The organism is Microbacterium sp. R86528, from assembly GCF_044596335.1.
Classification (GTDB): Bacteria; Actinomycetota; Actinomycetes; order Actinomycetales; family Microbacteriaceae; genus Microbacterium; species Microbacterium marmarense.
This window is the reverse complement of the sequence record NZ_CP138996.1, coordinates 1,779,609-1,795,907: the sequence shown is the minus strand read 5'-3', so window position 1 is coordinate 1,795,907 and position 16,299 is coordinate 1,779,609. Positions and strand designations below refer to the sequence as shown.

The 16,299-nt window shown below is 63.1% G+C and carries 14 protein-coding genes; 9 read left to right on the top strand and 5 right to left on the bottom strand.

Translation table 11 applies throughout. The features are described 5' to 3' along the window. The first annotated feature begins 1 nt into the window (after position 1). From SJY18_RS08340 to cls, 3 genes are all read left to right on the top strand, one after another. Complete coding sequence (locus tag SJY18_RS08340) at positions 2 to 793, top strand: potassium channel family protein (protein WP_396667220.1); 792 nt, start codon at positions 2 to 4, stop codon at positions 791 to 793. Between the two features lie 84 nt (positions 794 to 877). Next, positions 878 to 1,963, top strand: a complete 1,086-nt coding sequence (locus SJY18_RS08335) for an AI-2E family transporter (protein ID WP_337336585.1) — start codon at positions 878 to 880, stop codon at positions 1,961 to 1,963. Between the two features lie 86 nt (positions 1,964 to 2,049). Next, the gene (cls, locus tag SJY18_RS08330) at positions 2,050 to 3,519 is read left to right on the top strand and encodes a cardiolipin synthase (RefSeq protein ID WP_396667219.1); all 1,470 of its coding nucleotides are present in this window, start codon (positions 2,050 to 2,052) and stop codon (positions 3,517 to 3,519) included. 120 nt (positions 3,520 to 3,639) lie between these two features. Here cls and SJY18_RS08325 read toward each other — a convergent pair whose 3' ends face one another. From SJY18_RS08325 to SJY18_RS08315, 3 genes are all read right to left on the bottom strand, one after another. Continuing rightward, the gene (locus SJY18_RS08325) at positions 3,640 to 3,999 is read right to left on the bottom strand and encodes an SHOCT domain-containing protein (RefSeq protein ID WP_396667218.1); all 360 of its coding nucleotides are present in this window, start codon (positions 3,997 to 3,999) and stop codon (positions 3,640 to 3,642) included. A gap of 2 nt (positions 4,000 to 4,001) precedes the next feature. Beyond that, a complete protein-coding gene (locus tag SJY18_RS08320) occupies positions 4,002 to 4,433 on the bottom strand; it encodes a DUF6325 family protein (protein WP_396667217.1) in 432 nt (143 codons plus the stop codon). 105 nt (positions 4,434 to 4,538) lie between these two features. Further along, positions 4,539 to 5,132 (bottom strand): hypothetical protein, encoded by a 594-nt coding sequence (locus tag SJY18_RS08315; protein ID WP_337336581.1) that lies wholly within the window; start codon positions 5,130 to 5,132, stop codon positions 4,539 to 4,541. A gap of 118 nt (positions 5,133 to 5,250) precedes the next feature. On the opposite strand from SJY18_RS08315, the gene SJY18_RS08310 reads away from it, so the two are divergent. The 4 genes from SJY18_RS08310 to SJY18_RS08295 all read left to right on the top strand — a co-directional run bounded on the left by SJY18_RS08310 (position 5,251) and on the right by SJY18_RS08295 (position 11,008). Further along, positions 5,251 to 6,468, top strand: coding sequence for a glycosyltransferase (locus SJY18_RS08310; RefSeq protein ID WP_396667216.1), 1,218 nt, complete (start codon positions 5,251 to 5,253; stop codon positions 6,466 to 6,468). A 3-nt stretch (positions 6,469 to 6,471) separates the two neighbouring features. Then, positions 6,472 to 7,725: a glycosyltransferase gene (locus SJY18_RS08305; RefSeq protein ID WP_396667215.1), complete on the top strand. Its 1,254-nt coding sequence runs from the start codon at positions 6,472 to 6,474 to the stop codon at positions 7,723 to 7,725. A gap of 452 nt (positions 7,726 to 8,177) precedes the next feature. Then, positions 8,178 to 9,152 (top strand): helix-turn-helix domain-containing protein, encoded by a 975-nt coding sequence (locus tag SJY18_RS08300; RefSeq protein ID WP_337336578.1) that lies wholly within the window; start codon positions 8,178 to 8,180, stop codon positions 9,150 to 9,152. A 191-nt stretch (positions 9,153 to 9,343) separates the two neighbouring features. After that, positions 9,344 to 11,008, top strand: a complete 1,665-nt coding sequence (locus tag SJY18_RS08295) for a SulP family inorganic anion transporter (protein ID WP_337336577.1) — start codon at positions 9,344 to 9,346, stop codon at positions 11,006 to 11,008. Positions 11,009 to 11,019: 11 nt separating this feature from the next. Here the strand turns inward: SJY18_RS08295 and SJY18_RS08290 are convergent, their stop codons facing one another. Next, positions 11,020 to 12,252 carry a DUF2254 domain-containing protein gene (locus tag SJY18_RS08290; RefSeq protein WP_337337629.1) on the bottom strand — a complete coding sequence of 411 codons (1,233 nt, stop codon included), beginning with the start codon at positions 12,250 to 12,252 and terminating at the stop codon, positions 11,020 to 11,022. Positions 12,253 to 12,383: 131 nt separating this feature from the next. Between SJY18_RS08290 and SJY18_RS08285 the strand changes: the two genes are divergently transcribed. Then, positions 12,384 to 14,534, top strand: coding sequence for an ATP-dependent Clp protease ATP-binding subunit (locus tag SJY18_RS08285; RefSeq protein WP_396667214.1), 2,151 nt, complete (start codon positions 12,384 to 12,386; stop codon positions 14,532 to 14,534). Between the two features lie 3 nt (positions 14,535 to 14,537). Here the strand turns inward: SJY18_RS08285 and SJY18_RS08280 are convergent, their stop codons facing one another. Beyond that, entirely contained in the window at positions 14,538 to 15,368 is an 831-nt protein-coding gene (locus SJY18_RS08280) for an LLM class F420-dependent oxidoreductase (RefSeq protein ID WP_396667213.1), read from the bottom strand. A gap of 44 nt (positions 15,369 to 15,412) precedes the next feature. On the opposite strand from SJY18_RS08280, the gene SJY18_RS08275 reads away from it, so the two are divergent. After that, positions 15,413 to 16,264: a UbiA family prenyltransferase gene (locus SJY18_RS08275; protein ID WP_396667212.1), complete on the top strand. Its 852-nt coding sequence runs from the start codon at positions 15,413 to 15,415 to the stop codon at positions 16,262 to 16,264. Positions 16,265 to 16,299: the final 35 nt, after the last annotated feature.

Sequence of the window (16,299 nt, the reverse complement as noted above, 5' to 3'; positions counted from 1 at the left end):
CATGGCAAAACTGACCGAAGAACGATGGCGCCGGCTCACGCGCGTGCCGCTCATCGTTGCATCCGTTGTGTTCATCGTCGTTTACTCGTGGCAGGTGATCGCCGACTTTCAGGGAACCGCCTTCATGACCGCCCGGATCATCATGGGGTTCACCTGGGTGATCTTCGCCGTCGACTACGTCGTGCGACTGGGTTTGGCAGCCGACAAACGACACTGGTTCGTCAGGCACCTGTTTGACTTCACCGTTGTGATTCTTCCCGCCTTGCGCCCCTTGCGATTGTTGAAGGCGCTCACGCTGGTGGGTGGGGTTGAGCACACCCAGGGAACTGCCATTCGCAGCCGGCTCGCGGTGTACGGCGCTGGCGCCGTGGTCATTCTGATCTGGATCGGTTCACTCTCGGTGCTTGATGCCGAGCGCAACGCGCCTGGCGCGAACATCGTCAACTTCGGCGACTCGATTTGGTGGGCGGCGGTGACGATGAGCACGGTGGGCTACGGCGATTACTACCCCGTGACGTTGATGGGTCGACTGGTCGCCGTGTTGCTCATGGGCGCGGCTGTGGCGCTTGTAGGTGTGGTCACCGCGACGCTGGCGTCGTGGGTCATCGAGTTCGCTTCGCGCGGTCACGACGATGACGAGGCATCCACTCGCGGTCAAGTTCGTGAGCTCGCACGGCAGATCAACGGCATTGCGGCCCGACTCGGTGAGATGCCCGAACCTGGGACGAAGCTCGCGTCTGAGCCTGAGGTGCCGCCTCGCCCGCCGCTGCCCCCGAACGCTGCATCGACATGATGGTGTGATCGAATGCTCCCGACTCGGACGCCCGGGAGTGGGTCTTAACCTGCTGTATCCCTTCGGTTCAGATACGCTTGCGCCGTGAGACGTCAGCCCCCGCAACCCACTTCAGCACCCGAGCGCGCTCAGCCGATGCTTTCACCGACGCTGTCTGTGCTAATCGGGCTGGCGGCTACCGTCGTAGCGCTCGCAGGCCTGTTTCTGGCACGCGATCTCGTCGGTCCGCTGGTGCTCGGTGCGGTGCTCGTGATCATCTGTCATCCGATTCGGTTCCCCCTTGAGCGCAAAGGGTGGCCGCGCTGGGCGGCTACGACCGCCGTGATTGTCGTCGCATATTTGATCCTCGCTGTGCTGGTCGCGCTGTTGTTCTTCGCGGGCACCCAATTCGCCCAGTTGGTCGTCGACTACTCAGGCGAACTGCAGAAGACCATTCAGACCATCGTCGCGTCGCTACAGGATCTGGGCCTTGACTCCACGACTGCAGACGCCGCGGCAAGCTTGCTCTCACCGTCGACGATTCTGTCTTTCGCATCGTCGCTGGGCAGCACCGTGCTTGCGGTGCTCACCGCATTCTTCTTCGTTGTCGCGTACATCATCTTCATGGCGGCTGACGGAGCTCGGTACACGCGCGCCGAAACCGCTTTCGGCCCGTCGATTCGACCAACCGCAGATCGTGTGCGCGCCTACAACGGCGGCGTGCGAAAGTACTACGTCGTCAATGCGAGCTTCGGCGCAATCGTGGCGATTATCGATGGCCTCGCGCTGTGGGCTCTCGACATTCCGGCGCCGGCAGTGTGGGCGATTCTTGCTTTTGTCACGAACTTCGTGCCGAACATCGGTTTCGTGCTCGGGCTGGTGCCGCCCGCTCTGCTCGCGCTCGTCGTAGGGGGATGGCCTCTCTTCTTCGCGGTGGTGGCGATCTATTGCGTCGTCAATGTGACCCTGCAGGTCTTGGTGCAGCCGAAGTTCGTGAGCGATGCAGTGAACCTATCGCTCACCCTGAGCTTTTTCTCGGTGATCTTCTGGACGTTCATCATTGGTCCGCTGGGCGCAATTCTGTCCATCCCGCTGACACTTCTTGTGCGCGCTCTGGTGCTCGATTCAGACCCGTCTCAGCGATGGCTACGGTGGCTTTCGGGTGATATTGACGCGACCAGCATCAAATAGCGCATCGCGTGCGAACGGATCACGATAACGTGTGCAGTCATGGCGGTCACCCGGCCACGTGACTCTTTTACGCGATATGGATCTTCATGGACGCTGTACTCGGTAGCAATCTGATCTGGTTGGGCGCGGTGCTGCTGCATGTCGCCATCAGCGTCACCGCTCTGATCGTGCTTCCCAAGCACCGCAAACCTACCGCCGCGATGGCGTGGTTGCTCGCAATCATCTTGGTGCCGTATTTGGGCATCTTGCTGTATCTGCTTATCGGAAGCATCAAGCTGCCGAAGTCTCGGCGTGACAAGCAGACGCAGATCGACTCCATCATCGCGGAGCGCGTTGCTGCGGCTGGCGTGGAAGTCGACGACACCACGTGGCCGGCTCACTTTCGCACGATCGTCGCGCAGAACCAGCAGCTGACCAAGCTGCCGCCGCAAGAGAACAACAGCGCCCAGCTCTTCGGCGACTACGAGCAGTCCATTATCGAGATGGCCAAGGCGATGGATGCTGCAGAGCGCTACATTCACGTCGAATTCTTCATCGTCTCGAACGACAAGACCACTGCACCGTTCTTCGCCGCGATGGAGGCTGCGGTAGCCCGAGGCGTCACAGTGCGCCTGCTGGCGGACCACGTCTCCTCACGTCGTGCCGTCAACTCCAAGGCGACCTTTGCCGAGCTTGACCGCATTGGAGTGAAGTGGGAGTGGCTCTTGCCGGTAATGCCGCTGAAGGGCAAGTATCAGCGGCCTGACCTGCGCAATCACCGCAAGCTGGTCGTGATCGACGGCAAAGTCGCGTTCATGGGTTCGCAGAACCTCATCGACCGCACCTACAACACCCCCAAGAACATTGCACGCGGACTCAAGTGGCAAGAACTTGTCTCGCGCTTCGAGGGCCCGGTCGTCGCATCCATCGATGCGATCTTCATCACCGACTGGTTCATCGAAACGGGCGACCTGCTCGATGACGAGCAGGTCGCCGCTATCGATGTGCCCCGACCCACTGACGGCGAGCTTGTCTGCCAGCTGGTGCCCAGCGGCCCGGGCTACGCCACCGAGAACAACCTGCGCCTGTTCCTGTCGCTCATCCATTCCGCCAGTGAACGGGTCATAATCACCAGCCCCTACTTCGTGCCCGACGAGGCCATGGTCTACGCCATCACCACGGCGTGCGAGCGAGGCATCGAAGTGCAGCTGTTCGTTTCAGAGGTAGGTGACCAAGGCCTGGTCTACCACGCGCAACGGTCGTACTACGAGACGCTACTCGAGGCGGGGGTGCGTATCTTCCTGTACCCGGGGCCGTTCATCCTTCACTCGAAGCACTTCTCAATTGATGACGATGTCGCGGTAATCGGCTCAAGCAACATGGACATCCGGTCGTTCAGCTTGAACATGGAGATCTCCATGATGGTGCGCGGACGATCGTTCGTAGACGGCATGCGTGCAGTCGAGCAGGGCTATCGCGATATCAGTCGGGAACTGACCCTTGAGCAGTGGCGGGCCGAGCCGAGCAAAGCGACCTTCCTCGATGGCGTCGCCCGCCTCACCTCGGCACTGAACTGAGTTGTCAGAGACGCGCTGAGTTGTCACGAATGCGCTGAGTCGTCAGAAACGCGCTGAGTCGTCAGCAATACAGAACGCGGGTGCCCGAAAGGATCGTTCGGGCACCCGCGTTTTGTCGATCTAGCCGAGGAGTTTGGCCTTCGCGGCTGCGAACTCAGCGTCGTTCAAGATGCCTGCCTCTTTGAGGCCGGCAAGTTTTTGCAGTTCGGCGACAACGTCGACGCCAGCTGCCGGTGCTGCCGGTGCGGGCGGGGCCGCGTATGCCGCGGCAGCTTGCTGCTGAGCGACAGCATCTGCAGCGGCCTGCTGCATCGCCGCTTGCTGTTGGGCCGCCTGATACTGCTCCTGCTCAGCCTGCTGCTGCGCTTTGCGCTGTGAGGAACCCGCGACTGCGCCGCTGACGGCAGTGGCCGTTCCAGCAACGACGGCGGTGCGGGCAGCGAGTCCGATGAGGCCGGGACGGCCCATACGACGACGCATAATTACTCTCCTTCGTCTTCTACTGCATCAGCGATCGCGTTCACGATCGGGGCTGGAATGCGCTCAGCGCTGAGGACGACGCCTCCAGACGCGGCGACCTTAAAGGCCAGCTCTCGCTGAAAAGCGAGTTCGAACGCGACGAGCATGGCGTTGGCTCCCGGGGGAACGAGCTCTGCAAGTTCTGCAACATCTTCTTCGCCGGTGATGCCGGCTGCGCCGAGGGCGATCTCGCCGAGCCCAAAGTCGTCACCATCTTCGATCTCGATGATTGTGACGTCACCGTCATCTGACTTGGAGATGAGCATGAGGTCGAGCAAGTTGACCTTATCGGTCGACACCAGCTCGATCAGAGCCTCCATGACACCGGGGTCTGGACGTTCTCCTTCGAATCCGACGAGGTAGAGCTCGACGGGTCCGTACCGAAACTCGGTCATGGGGTTCCCTTCCTATAGTCGCAACTGACGAGTCGAGCGTAGCGCGATCTGCGGTCGCGTTCCTATGCCGATCACCGCAAGAAACGGCGGCTATCGCGCGACGCGTCAGGAGGGATCGATACGCAGTACCGTTGGGGATTCGCCGACCTCGACGTCGTCAACCGTGCGCAAAGTGCGGGCGAGGTCGTCGATCGAGCCGATCACCGTGCCGAAGCGTTCGCGGTCGCCGCACACCGCTGTGATCGTGATGATGTGCGTGCCGGTGTCCCACGTGTAGGTGGCGAACGGGGGCGTCTTGCCATCGCCGGGCAGCGGCACGACGAGCTTTTCGCCAACCCCCAGATAGGCATTGCGAAAGTTCTCGGTGTCGTCATACTCCATCGGCATCATCGCGCGTGCAGTGCGCAGCTGCGGCGTCGCCTCTTGCACCTGTGCCATCGCGACGACAAGTTCAGCATCCGCTTTCCATACCCACACGAGCACTCGGCCGGCAGCTTTCTTCATCAGCATCGGAGCCGCCTGGCTGATTGCCCAGGCAGCGAAGCCGCTGGCAGGGCGGGCCGTCGACCCGGCAGTAGTGCTCGCCTGCGTGAGCAGCATCTTGATTGCGGCCTTGCGATGACGACGGCCGCGAAAGCCAATCGAATCGGTTACGGGCACCCAAAGGTGGGGATCGGCGTCGGCCTGCAAACGGGGCATGTCAACCAGCGTACGCACGGCCGCGCATAACTGGCTGAGAGAGCGCCTCGGGTAGGGTGGATGCCGCGCCTCAGCGACCCCCAGAGCCGCACCGCCGCACAGACAGGCCTACACACCCGTGACCGATCCCGCGACGCCCGACGAGCAGAACGCTGCCGCCGCGAGTGCCCGTCCTTTGACGATTCTGATCGGCGCCGACACGTTCCTGCCACACGTGAACGGAGCCGCACGTTTCGCGGAGCGTTTGGCGGCCGGATTGGTGGAGCGCGGGCACGAGGTGCACGTCGAGGCGCCCAGTGCGACTCACGCGGAACACGGCACGTTCGTGGAGGTCATCGAGGGTCAGAAGATGACGGTGCACCGCATTCCATCGCGCCGCTACCTGCCGCACGACTGGCTCACGTTCGTATGGCCTTGGATGTCGAAGCACTATGCGCGCAAGGTGCTCAATGAGGTCAACCCCGACGTCGTGCACATCCAGTCCCACATCTTGATCGGCCGCGGTCTCTCGCGTGAGGCGGCAAAGCGCGGCATCCCGATCATTGCGACCAACCACGTGATGCCCGAGAACGTGCTCGACTTCACCGTTCTGCCGACCGCGTGGAACGACTACATTCTCAAGCTCGCGTGGGAAGACGCCCAGCGCACCTTCGCCCTCACCGAGGCCGTCACGACGCCCACAAGGCGCGCCGCCGATTTTCTGGAATCGACGGTCAACGTCGAGAACGTGATTCCCATCAGTTGCGGAATTCAAGCCAGCAACTACACCGCGGATTTTGAGCCGCGTGATGCCAATCGCATGGTGTTCGTCGGGCGCCTCACCACCGAAAAGCAGATCGACGTCGTGCTGCACGCCATGACGCTTCTCGCTCCAGAACTCGACGTCACCTTCGACATCGTGGGCAAGGGGGACCAACGGCGCAATCTCGAGCAGCTCGTCGCGCAGTTGGGCCTGAGCGAGCGCGTGCGCTTTCACGGCCACACCACCGACGAGGAACTTCGCGGTCTGCTCACCAACGCGAGCCTGTTCGTTATCGCCTCGATTGCCGAACTGCAGTCGATCGCAACCATGGAGGCGATGGCTTCGGGGTTGCCTATTGTCGCGGCGAACGCGGTCGCGCTGCCGCACCTCGTGCACGACGGTGAGAACGGCTACCTCTTCGAGCCCGGCAACGCCGACGATCTCGCTGACAAGATCACCATGGTTCTCGCTCAGCCCGCTGAAGAGCGCTTGCGCATGCAACGTGCGTCTCTCGAAGGAGTGAAGGTGCACGACATGAAACGCACGCTCGACACCTTTGAGGCGCTGTACCGCGGCGAGCCCCTGCCGGAGTAGCCAGTGCACATCGTGATGTTCGGCGATCAGCACCTCGAGTCACTCGGGGGCGCTCAGGTATCGATGCGTCTGCAACGTCGCTTTCTTGAGAAAGCGGGCCACACCGTCACAGTCGTTGCCCCGGCGATGCACGGAGCACGCGCTCGCCTCGTCGTTGATGGCGCCTATGTCGATATGCCGTCAGTGCCGATCACTCCCGACCGGGAGTACTCGCTCACGTGGCCGTCGCGAAGGAACGACCGATGGGTGGATGCTGCGCTCGCCCGCCGCCCAGCCGTAGACGTCGTGCACATTCAAGCTGACTTCTGGGGCGCGTTCATCGGGCACCGATTTGCCGCACGGCATCAGCTGCCGGTGGTGCACACCATGCACAACAGGGTCGACGTCGGAATAGAAGCGACCGCACCGTTCCCTGCTCTGGTGTTGCGGGCGCTCAACGTCTGGCAGCGACGCGTGCTGCGACTCACGGAGCCGAAGCCTCAAGGCCACGACGGTTGGGCATTACTACGGCGTTTCGCGTTGCACTCTGACGCGGTTACCGCTCCGTCGGCGCACTTCGCCGAGCGGCTTGAAGCGCACGGGGTCGTGCCGGGCGGCAGCGTGGGCGCGCCGCGTCGGGGGGCGCTGAATGCACCTCATGTCGATGTGGTCTGGAACGGGATCGATGACGAGATGCTCGCCGATGTGCTGGCCGAGGCATCGACAGTGCGCGAGAGCGGCCGCCCCCGGTTCGTGTGGCTTGGCCGCATGAGTCCCGAGAAGCGGCTGTTGCCGTTCTTGACCGCGCTTGCTGCATCGGGAGCAGATGCTGAGGTCGAGATCATCGGTGGCGGGGCCGAACGGCGTGCGGCCGAGAGGCTCGTCGCAAAGCATGGTCTTGAGGATGCGGTGGCGTTCTGCGGAAAGTTGCCGTACGCCCAGGTGCTGCGCCGGATTGCGGCGGCCGATGCCGTGGTGCAGACATCGATCGGATTTGAGACACAGGGAATGACGGTGTTCGAGGCAGCATCCCTCGGCACACCGGCAATCGTGTGTGACCCCGACATCGCGCGCGAACTCGGTTCGGGCTACTGGGCCGTCGCCGAAACAGCGCGAGCCGCACGCACGGTGTCTGCACTCGCAGGCGCGCTCCGCGTCGCGGCCGCCGAAATCGCTGCCGGCACTCCGGTCAAGGTTGACCCTGGCGTTCGAGCGAAATTCCGCCAATCGTCGCGCACCGCCGCGATGGTCGAGGTGTACGAGCGCGTCACCGGCTGACGCGCTGCGACGCAGCATCCATCGCGCGTTTGGTGCGTGAGGCGGGGTTTGGTGCGTGAGGCGGGGTTTGGTGCGTGAGGCGGGGTTTGGTGCGTGAGACGGGGCGTGGTGCGCGAGACAGGTTCGCGGGTGGCGTGTTTCGCGCACGAGGTCTTGTTTCGGCGCCTGCGGTGGCGGATGCCGGGGTGGGTGGCAGGGCCTGCGTTCGGTCGCGGCGGGCAGCGCCGACGAAGGCGCGGGTTGCGTCACGGTAGACGGGTACGGTCGGTGGGCACGGCGCGATAGCCATCGTGGGCGACGGTGATGAGCGAACCTGCAACGCCGGCGATGGACAGAGCGAGAACGACGATGAGCGTGAGCATGGCAGAAACGCTACGCTTGCGCTGTACCTGCCACGAGTGGCAGAATTGCCACTGTTCGCATGAAACCTGCCACAAGCGCAAGGAGCCACGATGCACACCGTCGCCGTGATCGTCCAAGACGGGTTCGCCCCGTTCGAGTTTGGCGTGGCATGCGAGGCGTTCGGCCTCGATCGTTCCGACGAGGGCATCCCCAACTTCGACTTCAGGGTGGTCACTCCCGAGCCAGGCGTCGTCAACTCGCGCATGGGCTTCTCGCTCAACGTCGACAGCGACCTCTCGTTCGCCGGCGAGGCCGACCTGGTCGTGGTGTCGCCGGTGCCGAGCGAGTTCTGGGCAGCCCCAGACCCTCGAGTGCTCGACGTCGTGCGTGCCGCGGTCGCTCGAGGCGCTTGGGTGCTCAGCGTCTGCAGCGGATCGTTCATCATCGCCGCGTCAGGAGTGCTCGACGGGCGAAAGGCGACAACCCACTGGCGGTATGCCGCCAAGATGGCCGCGATGCATCCGCAGATCGACGTCGACCCCGACGCGCTGTACGTGCAAGATGGCCGCATCATCACCAGCGCCGGCACGGCGGCCGGACTTGACGCGTGTCTTCATCTGCTGCGACAAGAGCTTGGTGCTGAGCTCACGAACAAGATCGCCCGACGCATGGTGGTGCCGCCGCAACGTGATGGCGGGCAGGCGCAGTTCATCAACACTCCGATTCCAGAGGTCGAGTCGCTCTCGCTGTCGCGCGTCGCCGATTGGATGCTGAACAATCTGCGCTTCGACCTCACCGTTGACCAACTCGCGGCGAAAGCCCACATGTCTCCGCGCACTTTCGCTCGCAGATTCAAGGCCGACTTCGGCGCGACGCCTGCCGCGTGGGTCGCTCGACAGCGAATCATCCACGCGCAGCGGCTGCTGGAACAGACCGATCTCGCGCTCGAGCGCATCGCTGATGAATCAGGCTTCGGCTCGGCGGCGGTTCTGCGGCAGAACTTTGCGCGCGTGCTCGGCACGACGCCGACTGCGTATCGCGCGCGGTTCACCTGCATGCCCGATGCCCCGGTGTCCGTCGCCTAGCACGACGGGTTCAGCCCCGGGGGCTACGCCGCCGCACCGTGCATCCCTGCCGAATCCATGCCGCAGGTGCTTTTTCATCCCCCGGGGGCGACGCCGCCGCGCCACCGCCGTGGGTGAACGTTAGAACACGACCGCCACGACTGAGTCGTCCCGTGTCGTCGAGTGGGCGGTGACCCCGATAGCGTGGCATCGTGCGCTCGAAGCTACGGCGGTTGTTCTCGCGTAGAACGCTACGCAAAGACGTTGTCGCGGGCGTCACGCTCGGAGTCGAGAGTGTGCCCGATGGGCTGGCTCAAGGGCTGCTCGCCGGAGTGAATCCGCTTGCCGGCTTGTATGGACACCTGTTCGGCATGGTCGGCGCCGCGATGTTCACGAGCAGCGCGTTCATGACAGTTCAGGTCACCGGCGCCATGGCGTTGATCGTGGCGGATGCTGGTCTCGAGTCTCGACCGAATCCCGACCAGGCGCTCTACACGCTGACGATGTTGAGCGGTCTGGTGTTGATCATTGCGGGTCTGCTTGGCGGCGGAAGGCTCGTACGTTTTGTGCCGACACCCGTCATGACCGGGTTCGTGACTGCGGTCGGCGTGAACATCGTGCTCGGGCAGCTCGCCAACTTCACGGGCTATGGCGCGCAAGGCGCGAATCGGCTCACCAAGACCATCGATACTGCTCTCAACATGTTTCAGTGGAGCATCGCTGCCGTGCTGGTGGGATCTCTCACGATTCTGGTCATCGCACTGTTGCAGCACACCCGAATCGGCCCGCTCGGGCTCGTGGTTGCCGTCGTGCTCGGCTCACTCAGTGCGGTTTTGCTGAATCTCTGGGGCTCACGGCCGGTCGTCGTGCTGAATGACCTCGTCGAGGTGCCGGCGGCACTTCCACTGCCCGTGCTCCCGAGCATCGACGATCTGTTCTTCGTCGCGTTGCCAGCCGTCTCGCTGGCGTTCGTAGCGATGGTTCAAGGTGCTGCGGTGTCGGCTGGTGTGCCGACGCCTGACGGTAAACCGGCCAATGCCTCGCGCGACTTCATCGCTCAGGGAGCCGGCAACATTCTGTCGGGACTCTTCAGGGGCATGCCGGTCGGCGGGTCGATGTCTGGTTCGTCGCTCGTCGTGCAGGCCGGCGCACGCACGCGGCTGGTGTACTTCGTCGCGGGTACTGTGACGGCCCTGGTGATTCTGTTCGCCTCAGACCTTGTCGCCTACATCGCGATGCCTGCGCTCGCCGGTCTGCTGATCTATGTCGGCGTGACAGCGGTAAAGCCCAGTCGTATCTATTCGGTGTTCAAGACCGGGCCGCTTCCTGCCGCCATCATGGTGGTGACTTTCTTGCTCACGCTGGTGGTGCCGTTGCAGTTTGCGGTGCTAGCCGGCGTCGGCCTGGGCATCATTCTGTTTGTCGCGCAGCAGTCCAACCGCGTTCGCGTGCGGCAGGTGCACCTTGGTGGCGATGGCCGCATGCGCGAGTCGGAACCGCCACGCGTGATCCCCGCCGACGATGTTGTCGTGCTTCAGCCCTACGGCAGCTTGTTCTTCGCCAGCGCCCCCACCGTTGAAAACCAGCTTCCGGTTGTCAACGCAGATTCACGAAACTCCGTGGTGATCGTTCGCTTGAGAGGCACCGACCAGATCGGCCTCGCCCTGGTCGAGGTGTTGCTGCGGTACGCGGCGGCGCTGCGCGTCGCCGACTCTTCGATGAAGATCGTCGTGAGCGAAGAGCTCGTGATGACTCAGATGGCAGCGGGTGGTCTATTGGCCGAGATCGGTGAGAGAAACATCTATCGCGGCACGGAGTGGGTCGGCGAAACGTTGCGTCAGGCATACAACGACGCGCGTGAAGAGCTCGAACGCTGAAGGCGCGCGCGTCACCGCCAGAGGCTTCGGCACGCGTCGCGCAGGGCGCGGGCATCTTCGCGGTTGAGGGATGCCGCACCGCGGCGCTCTGCGCTGGCAGCGGCGCGGCGAAACAGGCGGTAGTTCTGCGGCGACATCGCAGCAAGAGATGCGAGCACCTTCTGCACGCGCAGGCCGACCTCGATCATTGCGGCGCCATCGCGAGCGATAGGGCGAAACCCATCGTCAATCAGGTCTTCAAGCGAGACCGGCGAGAGCCACAGGTGTGGATAGAGCAGTTCCTCATCACGCTCTTGCTCAGCCATCAGCGTGAACACTCGCTCGAGTGCAGCCAGCGCATCGATCGCCGTGCCGGGGTCATTCGTCGCTGGCGAGAGGGCCCTGCTGCCAATCTCTGAGAGGGCGATCACGCCGAGACGCGGATCCTGGTCGTAGCTGCGATGTGCCTCGACGTGGAAGGCGTCTCGAAGCGCGTCGGCCGTGTCGTCGTTGAGCGTGCCGACTACGTGCGCGAGCGGCGTGCGCGAGTTCGCCGTCCGGCCTGCCGTGGCGATGATGTGCACCTCGATCGACGCCGATTCGGCGACGCGTTCAAGGGTGCCGAGGTCGATATTGGTGACGAACCCAGGTGAGGCGGCATACACCGGCAGGGCCGAAGGTGGCGTTGCTCGCAGGGGGCGAGCGCCGAGAGCAGGTCGACGAGCGTACTGCGCGAGCGTGTCGCCGGCCGCTTTCTCAACCCGGCTGATGATGTCAGACATTCGCCCGAAGTTAGCCAGGTGCGCAATCCATCGAAGCAGAGTCACGATGATGATGACGACGACCACGAGTGTGCCGAGGAACAGCAGCGTGCGCGATTGTTCTGGGTAATAGCCCGTGGAAAGAGCGACGATGCCGACCAGCGAGTAGGCGAAGCTGCCGACGAACGTTGACAGGACGTTCTGCGAGGTGCGGTCTTCGACCAGCAGTTGGGTCGCTCGCGGTGTGGCGATTCTGGCGGCAGACGAATAGGCGGTCACCATCGCTGTCAGTGAGAACGTGGTCACCGCCAGCATCGACGTGGCAAGAATCTGAAGGATCGAATCGATAGCGCCCTGGCCGAGATCAAGCGTCGGCGAGAACGGCAGCAACGGACCGATCCATCCGATCAGCAGGGCATACGCGATCGCCACCAGCGTGAACAGCGCGGCGCGGAACCATACGCGCCTAGCTAGGCGACTGAGAAATACTTTCGCTGCGCTGATGATCGCACCTCCGAACTTTCACCCTATGGCTTCAACGCGTTTCGATTGCCGCGGTTGCCGTCGAATCCTCTGCCGAGGTAAACTTGAGTCATGGCGGCTCAAGTTTGGAGCCTCGCGACTTTAGGAGAACCATGAACGCCACGCAGAACCCGGGGCAGGAGGACGCGCGCAGCGCCCTCGAACAGTTCGGAATCGACCTCACCGAACGAGCCCGCCAAGGAAAACTCGACCCCGTGATTGGTCGAGACAGCGAGATTCGCCGCGTCAGCCAGGTCTTGACGCGGCGCACGAAGAACAACCCCGTGCTCATCGGTGAACCCGGCGTCGGCAAGACGGCGGTGGTCGAAGGGCTTGCGCAGCGCATCGTCGCGGGTGACGTCGCAGAGTCGCTCAAAGACAAACAACTCGTCACCCTTGACATCTCGGCGCTCGTCGCCGGTGCGATGTACCGCGGCCAGTTCGAAGAGCGGTTGAAGAGCGTGCTCAAAGAGATCACCGAATCTGACGGTCAGATCATCACCTTCATCGACGAACTGCACGTGCTCATGGGCGCCGGCGGTGGTGAGGGCTCGGTCGCAGCATCCAACATGCTCAAGCCAATGCTGGCTCGTGGTGAACTGCGCCTGATTGGCGCGACCACCTTGAATGAGTATCGCGAATTTATTGAGAAGGATGCTGCTCTCGAGCGTCGCTTTCAGCAGGTCTACGTCGGTGAACCCACGGTCGAAGACACGGTCGCAATTCTGCGCGGACTCAAAGAGCGCTATGAAGCGCACCACAAGGTCGCTATCGCTGACGCCGCACTTGTTGCAGCCGCGGCGCTTTCACACCGCTATATTCCCTCGCGCCAACTGCCCGACAAGGCCATCGACCTGATTGACGAAGCAGCCTCCCGCCTACGCATGGAGATCGACTCGGCACCGCTTGAGATCGATGAACTGCGCCGTCACGTTGACCGGCTCAAGCTTGAAGAGCTCGCCCTGAAGAAGGAGAAAGACGACGCCTCGAAAGAGCGACTCGCCACGCTGCGCGAAACACTGCGCGTAGAAGAGGAACGCCTGGGCGAGCTGCAGGGCCGCTGGGAACGTGAACGTGCTTCGCTCAACCGTGTCGGCGATTTGAAGACCAAGTTGGATGCTGCTCGCATGGACGCTGAGCGCGCACAGCGTGAGGGCAACCTCGAGAAGGCGTCGAAGCTGTTGTACGGCGAGATTCCGGGCCTTGAGCGCCAACTGATCGACGCGGAACGTGATGAACCAGCCGGCGACCGGATGGTCGGCGACCAGGTGACCGAAGAAGACATCGCATCGGTGATCGCCGCGTGGACGGGCATTCCCGTCGGCCGGTTGTTGCAAGGTGAGAGCGAGAAGCTGCTGCATCTCGAGGCCGAACTCGGCAAACGCCTGGTCGGCCAAAAAGATGCCGTCACGGCCGTCTCTGACGCAGTGCGGCGTTCGCGCGCAGGCATCAGCGATCCGGGCCGACCCACAGGCTCATTCTTGTTCCTTGGCCCGACGGGTGTCGGCAAAACCGAGCTGGCGAAAGCGCTCGCCGAGTTCCTGTTCGACGATGAGCACGCCATGGTGCGCATCGACATGTCGGAGTATGGCGAGAAGCACTCGGTCTCACGACTGGTCGGTGCTCCTCCGGGTTACGTCGGCTACGAGCAGGGTGGGCAGCTGACCGAGGCTGTGCGACGCCGGCCATACTCGGTGGTGCTCCTCGACGAAGTCGAGAAGGCGCATCCCGAGGTGTTCGATGTATTGCTGCAGGTGATGGATGACGGCCGCTTGACGGACGGTCAGGGCCGTACCGTTGACTTCACGAACGTGATCCTGGTGTTGACGTCAAACCTTGGTTCGCCGCTGCTTATCGATCCGACGCTTTCGATTGAACAGAAGCGCGAAGGCGTCCAGGCGATGGTGCGCCAGGCGTTCAAGCCTGAGTTCATCAACCGTCTTGACGACATCGTGATCTTCCAGGCGCTGACAGAAGACGACCTCGCGCAGATCGTTGAGCTCTCGGTTGACGCCTTGCAGCGCCGGTTGTCCGAACGCAGATTGACGCTTGCTGTCACGCCGGATGCGCGGGCATGGCTCGCGGAGCGCGGCTACGACCCCATGTTCGGCGCGCGGCCGCTGCGGCGATTGATCCAGACAGAGATCCAGAACCGCCTTGCTACCGCGCTGCTCTCGGGCGGTGTGCGTGACGGTGACACCGTTCGCGTCGACGTGGCCGTGGACGGCAGCGGGCTGGCCTTGACCAGCGCCGCGGGCGAGTAGCTACTAGCCGGCGTTCACCTCGTCGCGCCAGCGCAGCAGGGGAGTGAGCTGGGCGAAGTCGAAGTCGGGACCATCAAGTGCCGGAATGAAGAAACGAAATCCGTGGTCGTGGAGCTTTGACACACCGCCGTCTTCGCGCATCGGACCAAAACCGCGAATCGTGAACCCGGTCGACAGTTCAATGTCGGCCGGGTTTCGGCCTTCCGTGCGGCACCATTCGTGCAACACGTCGATCTTGTGGGGCAGTTTGTCGAGCGGCGTGAATGTGTGCCAGATGTCGGCGTGCTGTGCCACCATGCGCAGCGTCTTCTGCTCGCCTTGGCCGCCAATGAGAATCGGGATGTGACGCGTCGGCGCCGGGTTGAGCTTCGCCCACCGTGCTCGTACGCGAGGCAAGTCGGCAGCGAGATCGTTGAGTCGGCTTCCGACGGTGCCGAACTCGTAGCCGTACTCTCGGTAGTCCTGCTCGGCCCATCCTGAGCCGGTGCCGAAGATCAATCGACCTACGCCGTCAGCGCCCGCACTGATGTGGTCTACGGTTCGTGCCATGTCAGCTTGAAGATCCGCGTTGCGGTAAGAGTTGCAGTTGACCAGCGGACCAAGCTCCACCTTCTCGGTGAGCTCCGCGATGGACGCGAGCATCGTCCACGCCTCGTAGTGTTCCGCGTCGAACGGCTCGGTCAGCGGAAAGAAGTGGTCCCAGTTGAAGATGGCGTCGACGCCAGCGTCTTCAGCGCGGCGCACGGCGTCGCGGATGGTGGCATAGCTTGCATGCTGAGGTGCGAGCTGCACCCCGATGCGAACAGGACGATGATCAGCGGGGTGAACGGTCATGATTTCAGCGTAGGCCGGTGAGCAGAGTCTCAGGGTGCCTCACAATGGGAAAGATGATCGTCTTGCGGGCGCTCTGGGGATCGACGCACCCCGGCCCAACCCTGGTAGTCACCGCACTCGCCGTTGCGCTCGGCATCGCCTCAGGACTCGATCCCTGGCGAGTGTGGGTGTTGGCGGCCGCTGTTTTCGCCGGTCAGGTGTCTGTGGGTATATCCAACGACGCCCTAGATGTCGTGCGCGACCGCATAGTGTCGCGCCCAGACAAGCCCATCGCGCGGGGAGATATTTCAGAGCGCGGAGCCTGGGCCGCTGCCTTCATCGCGCTAGGTGTGGCGCTCTTGCTGTCTGCACTCCTGGGCGTAGGCATGTTGGCAGCGCACGCCCTGGCCCTCGCTTCCGCGTGGGCGTACAACGCCGGCATGAAGGCAACTCGCGCATCGATTCTCCCGTTCTTGGTGAGTTTCGGATTGTTGCCCTCGCTTGCCACGCTTTCAGCGGTGTCGCCGTCCTTCGCCCCGGCATGGGCAACGTTCGCTGGCGCGGCACTTGGCGCGGCCGTGCACCTGACAAATGTGCTGCCTGACCTTGACGATGACGAGCGCACCGGAGTGCGCGGGTTGCCGCACCAGCTTGGATCGCGCCTATCGACGGTGCTCGCGGTTGTGGCTGTCATCGCTGGCGCGATCGCGGTGCTCATCGGACCCGCACACAGCGACCTCGCCGCGGTGCCCGCGGTGTCGTGGCCGTTGTTCACTGCGGCGGTCTCGGTTGCGATCATCACCCTGCTTCAGGCGTTTCGTCGAACACCGTCTCGCACGCTCTTTCGCCTTGTGATGCTCGCTTCGTTGCTGCTTGCCACGCAACTGATTGCATCAGGTGCGGCCCTAGCGTCTTAGCTGGTGCCGTCTCTTCCCTGATGCCGTCCGTCGCC

What these genes read in the sequence shown, in the direction of transcription:
- SJY18_RS08340 (WP_396667220.1), top strand. Translation starts at nt 2, where the DNA reads ATGGCAAAACTGACCGAAGAACGATGGCGCCGGCTCACGCGCGTGCCG.
- cls (WP_396667219.1), top strand. Translation starts at nt 2,050, where the DNA reads ATGGACGCTGTACTCGGTAGCAATCTGATCTGGTTGGGCGCGGTGCTG.
- SJY18_RS08325 (WP_396667218.1), bottom strand. Translation starts at nt 3,999, where the DNA reads ATGCGTCGTCGTATGGGCCGTCCCGGCCTCATCGGACTCGCTGCCCGC.
- SJY18_RS08320 (WP_396667217.1), bottom strand. Translation starts at nt 4,433, where the DNA reads ATGACCGAGTTTCGGTACGGACCCGTCGAGCTCTACCTCGTCGGATTC.
- SJY18_RS08315 (WP_337336581.1), bottom strand. Translation starts at nt 5,132, where the DNA reads ATGCCCCGTTTGCAGGCCGACGCCGATCCCCACCTTTGGGTGCCCGTA.
- SJY18_RS08300 (WP_337336578.1), top strand. Translation starts at nt 8,178, where the DNA reads ATGCACACCGTCGCCGTGATCGTCCAAGACGGGTTCGCCCCGTTCGAG.
- SJY18_RS08285 (WP_396667214.1), top strand. Translation starts at nt 12,384, where the DNA reads ATGAACGCCACGCAGAACCCGGGGCAGGAGGACGCGCGCAGCGCCCTC.
- SJY18_RS08280 (WP_396667213.1), bottom strand. Translation starts at nt 15,368, where the DNA reads ATGACCGTTCACCCCGCTGATCATCGTCCTGTTCGCATCGGGGTGCAG.
- SJY18_RS08275 (WP_396667212.1), top strand. Translation starts at nt 15,413, where the DNA reads ATGGGAAAGATGATCGTCTTGCGGGCGCTCTGGGGATCGACGCACCCC.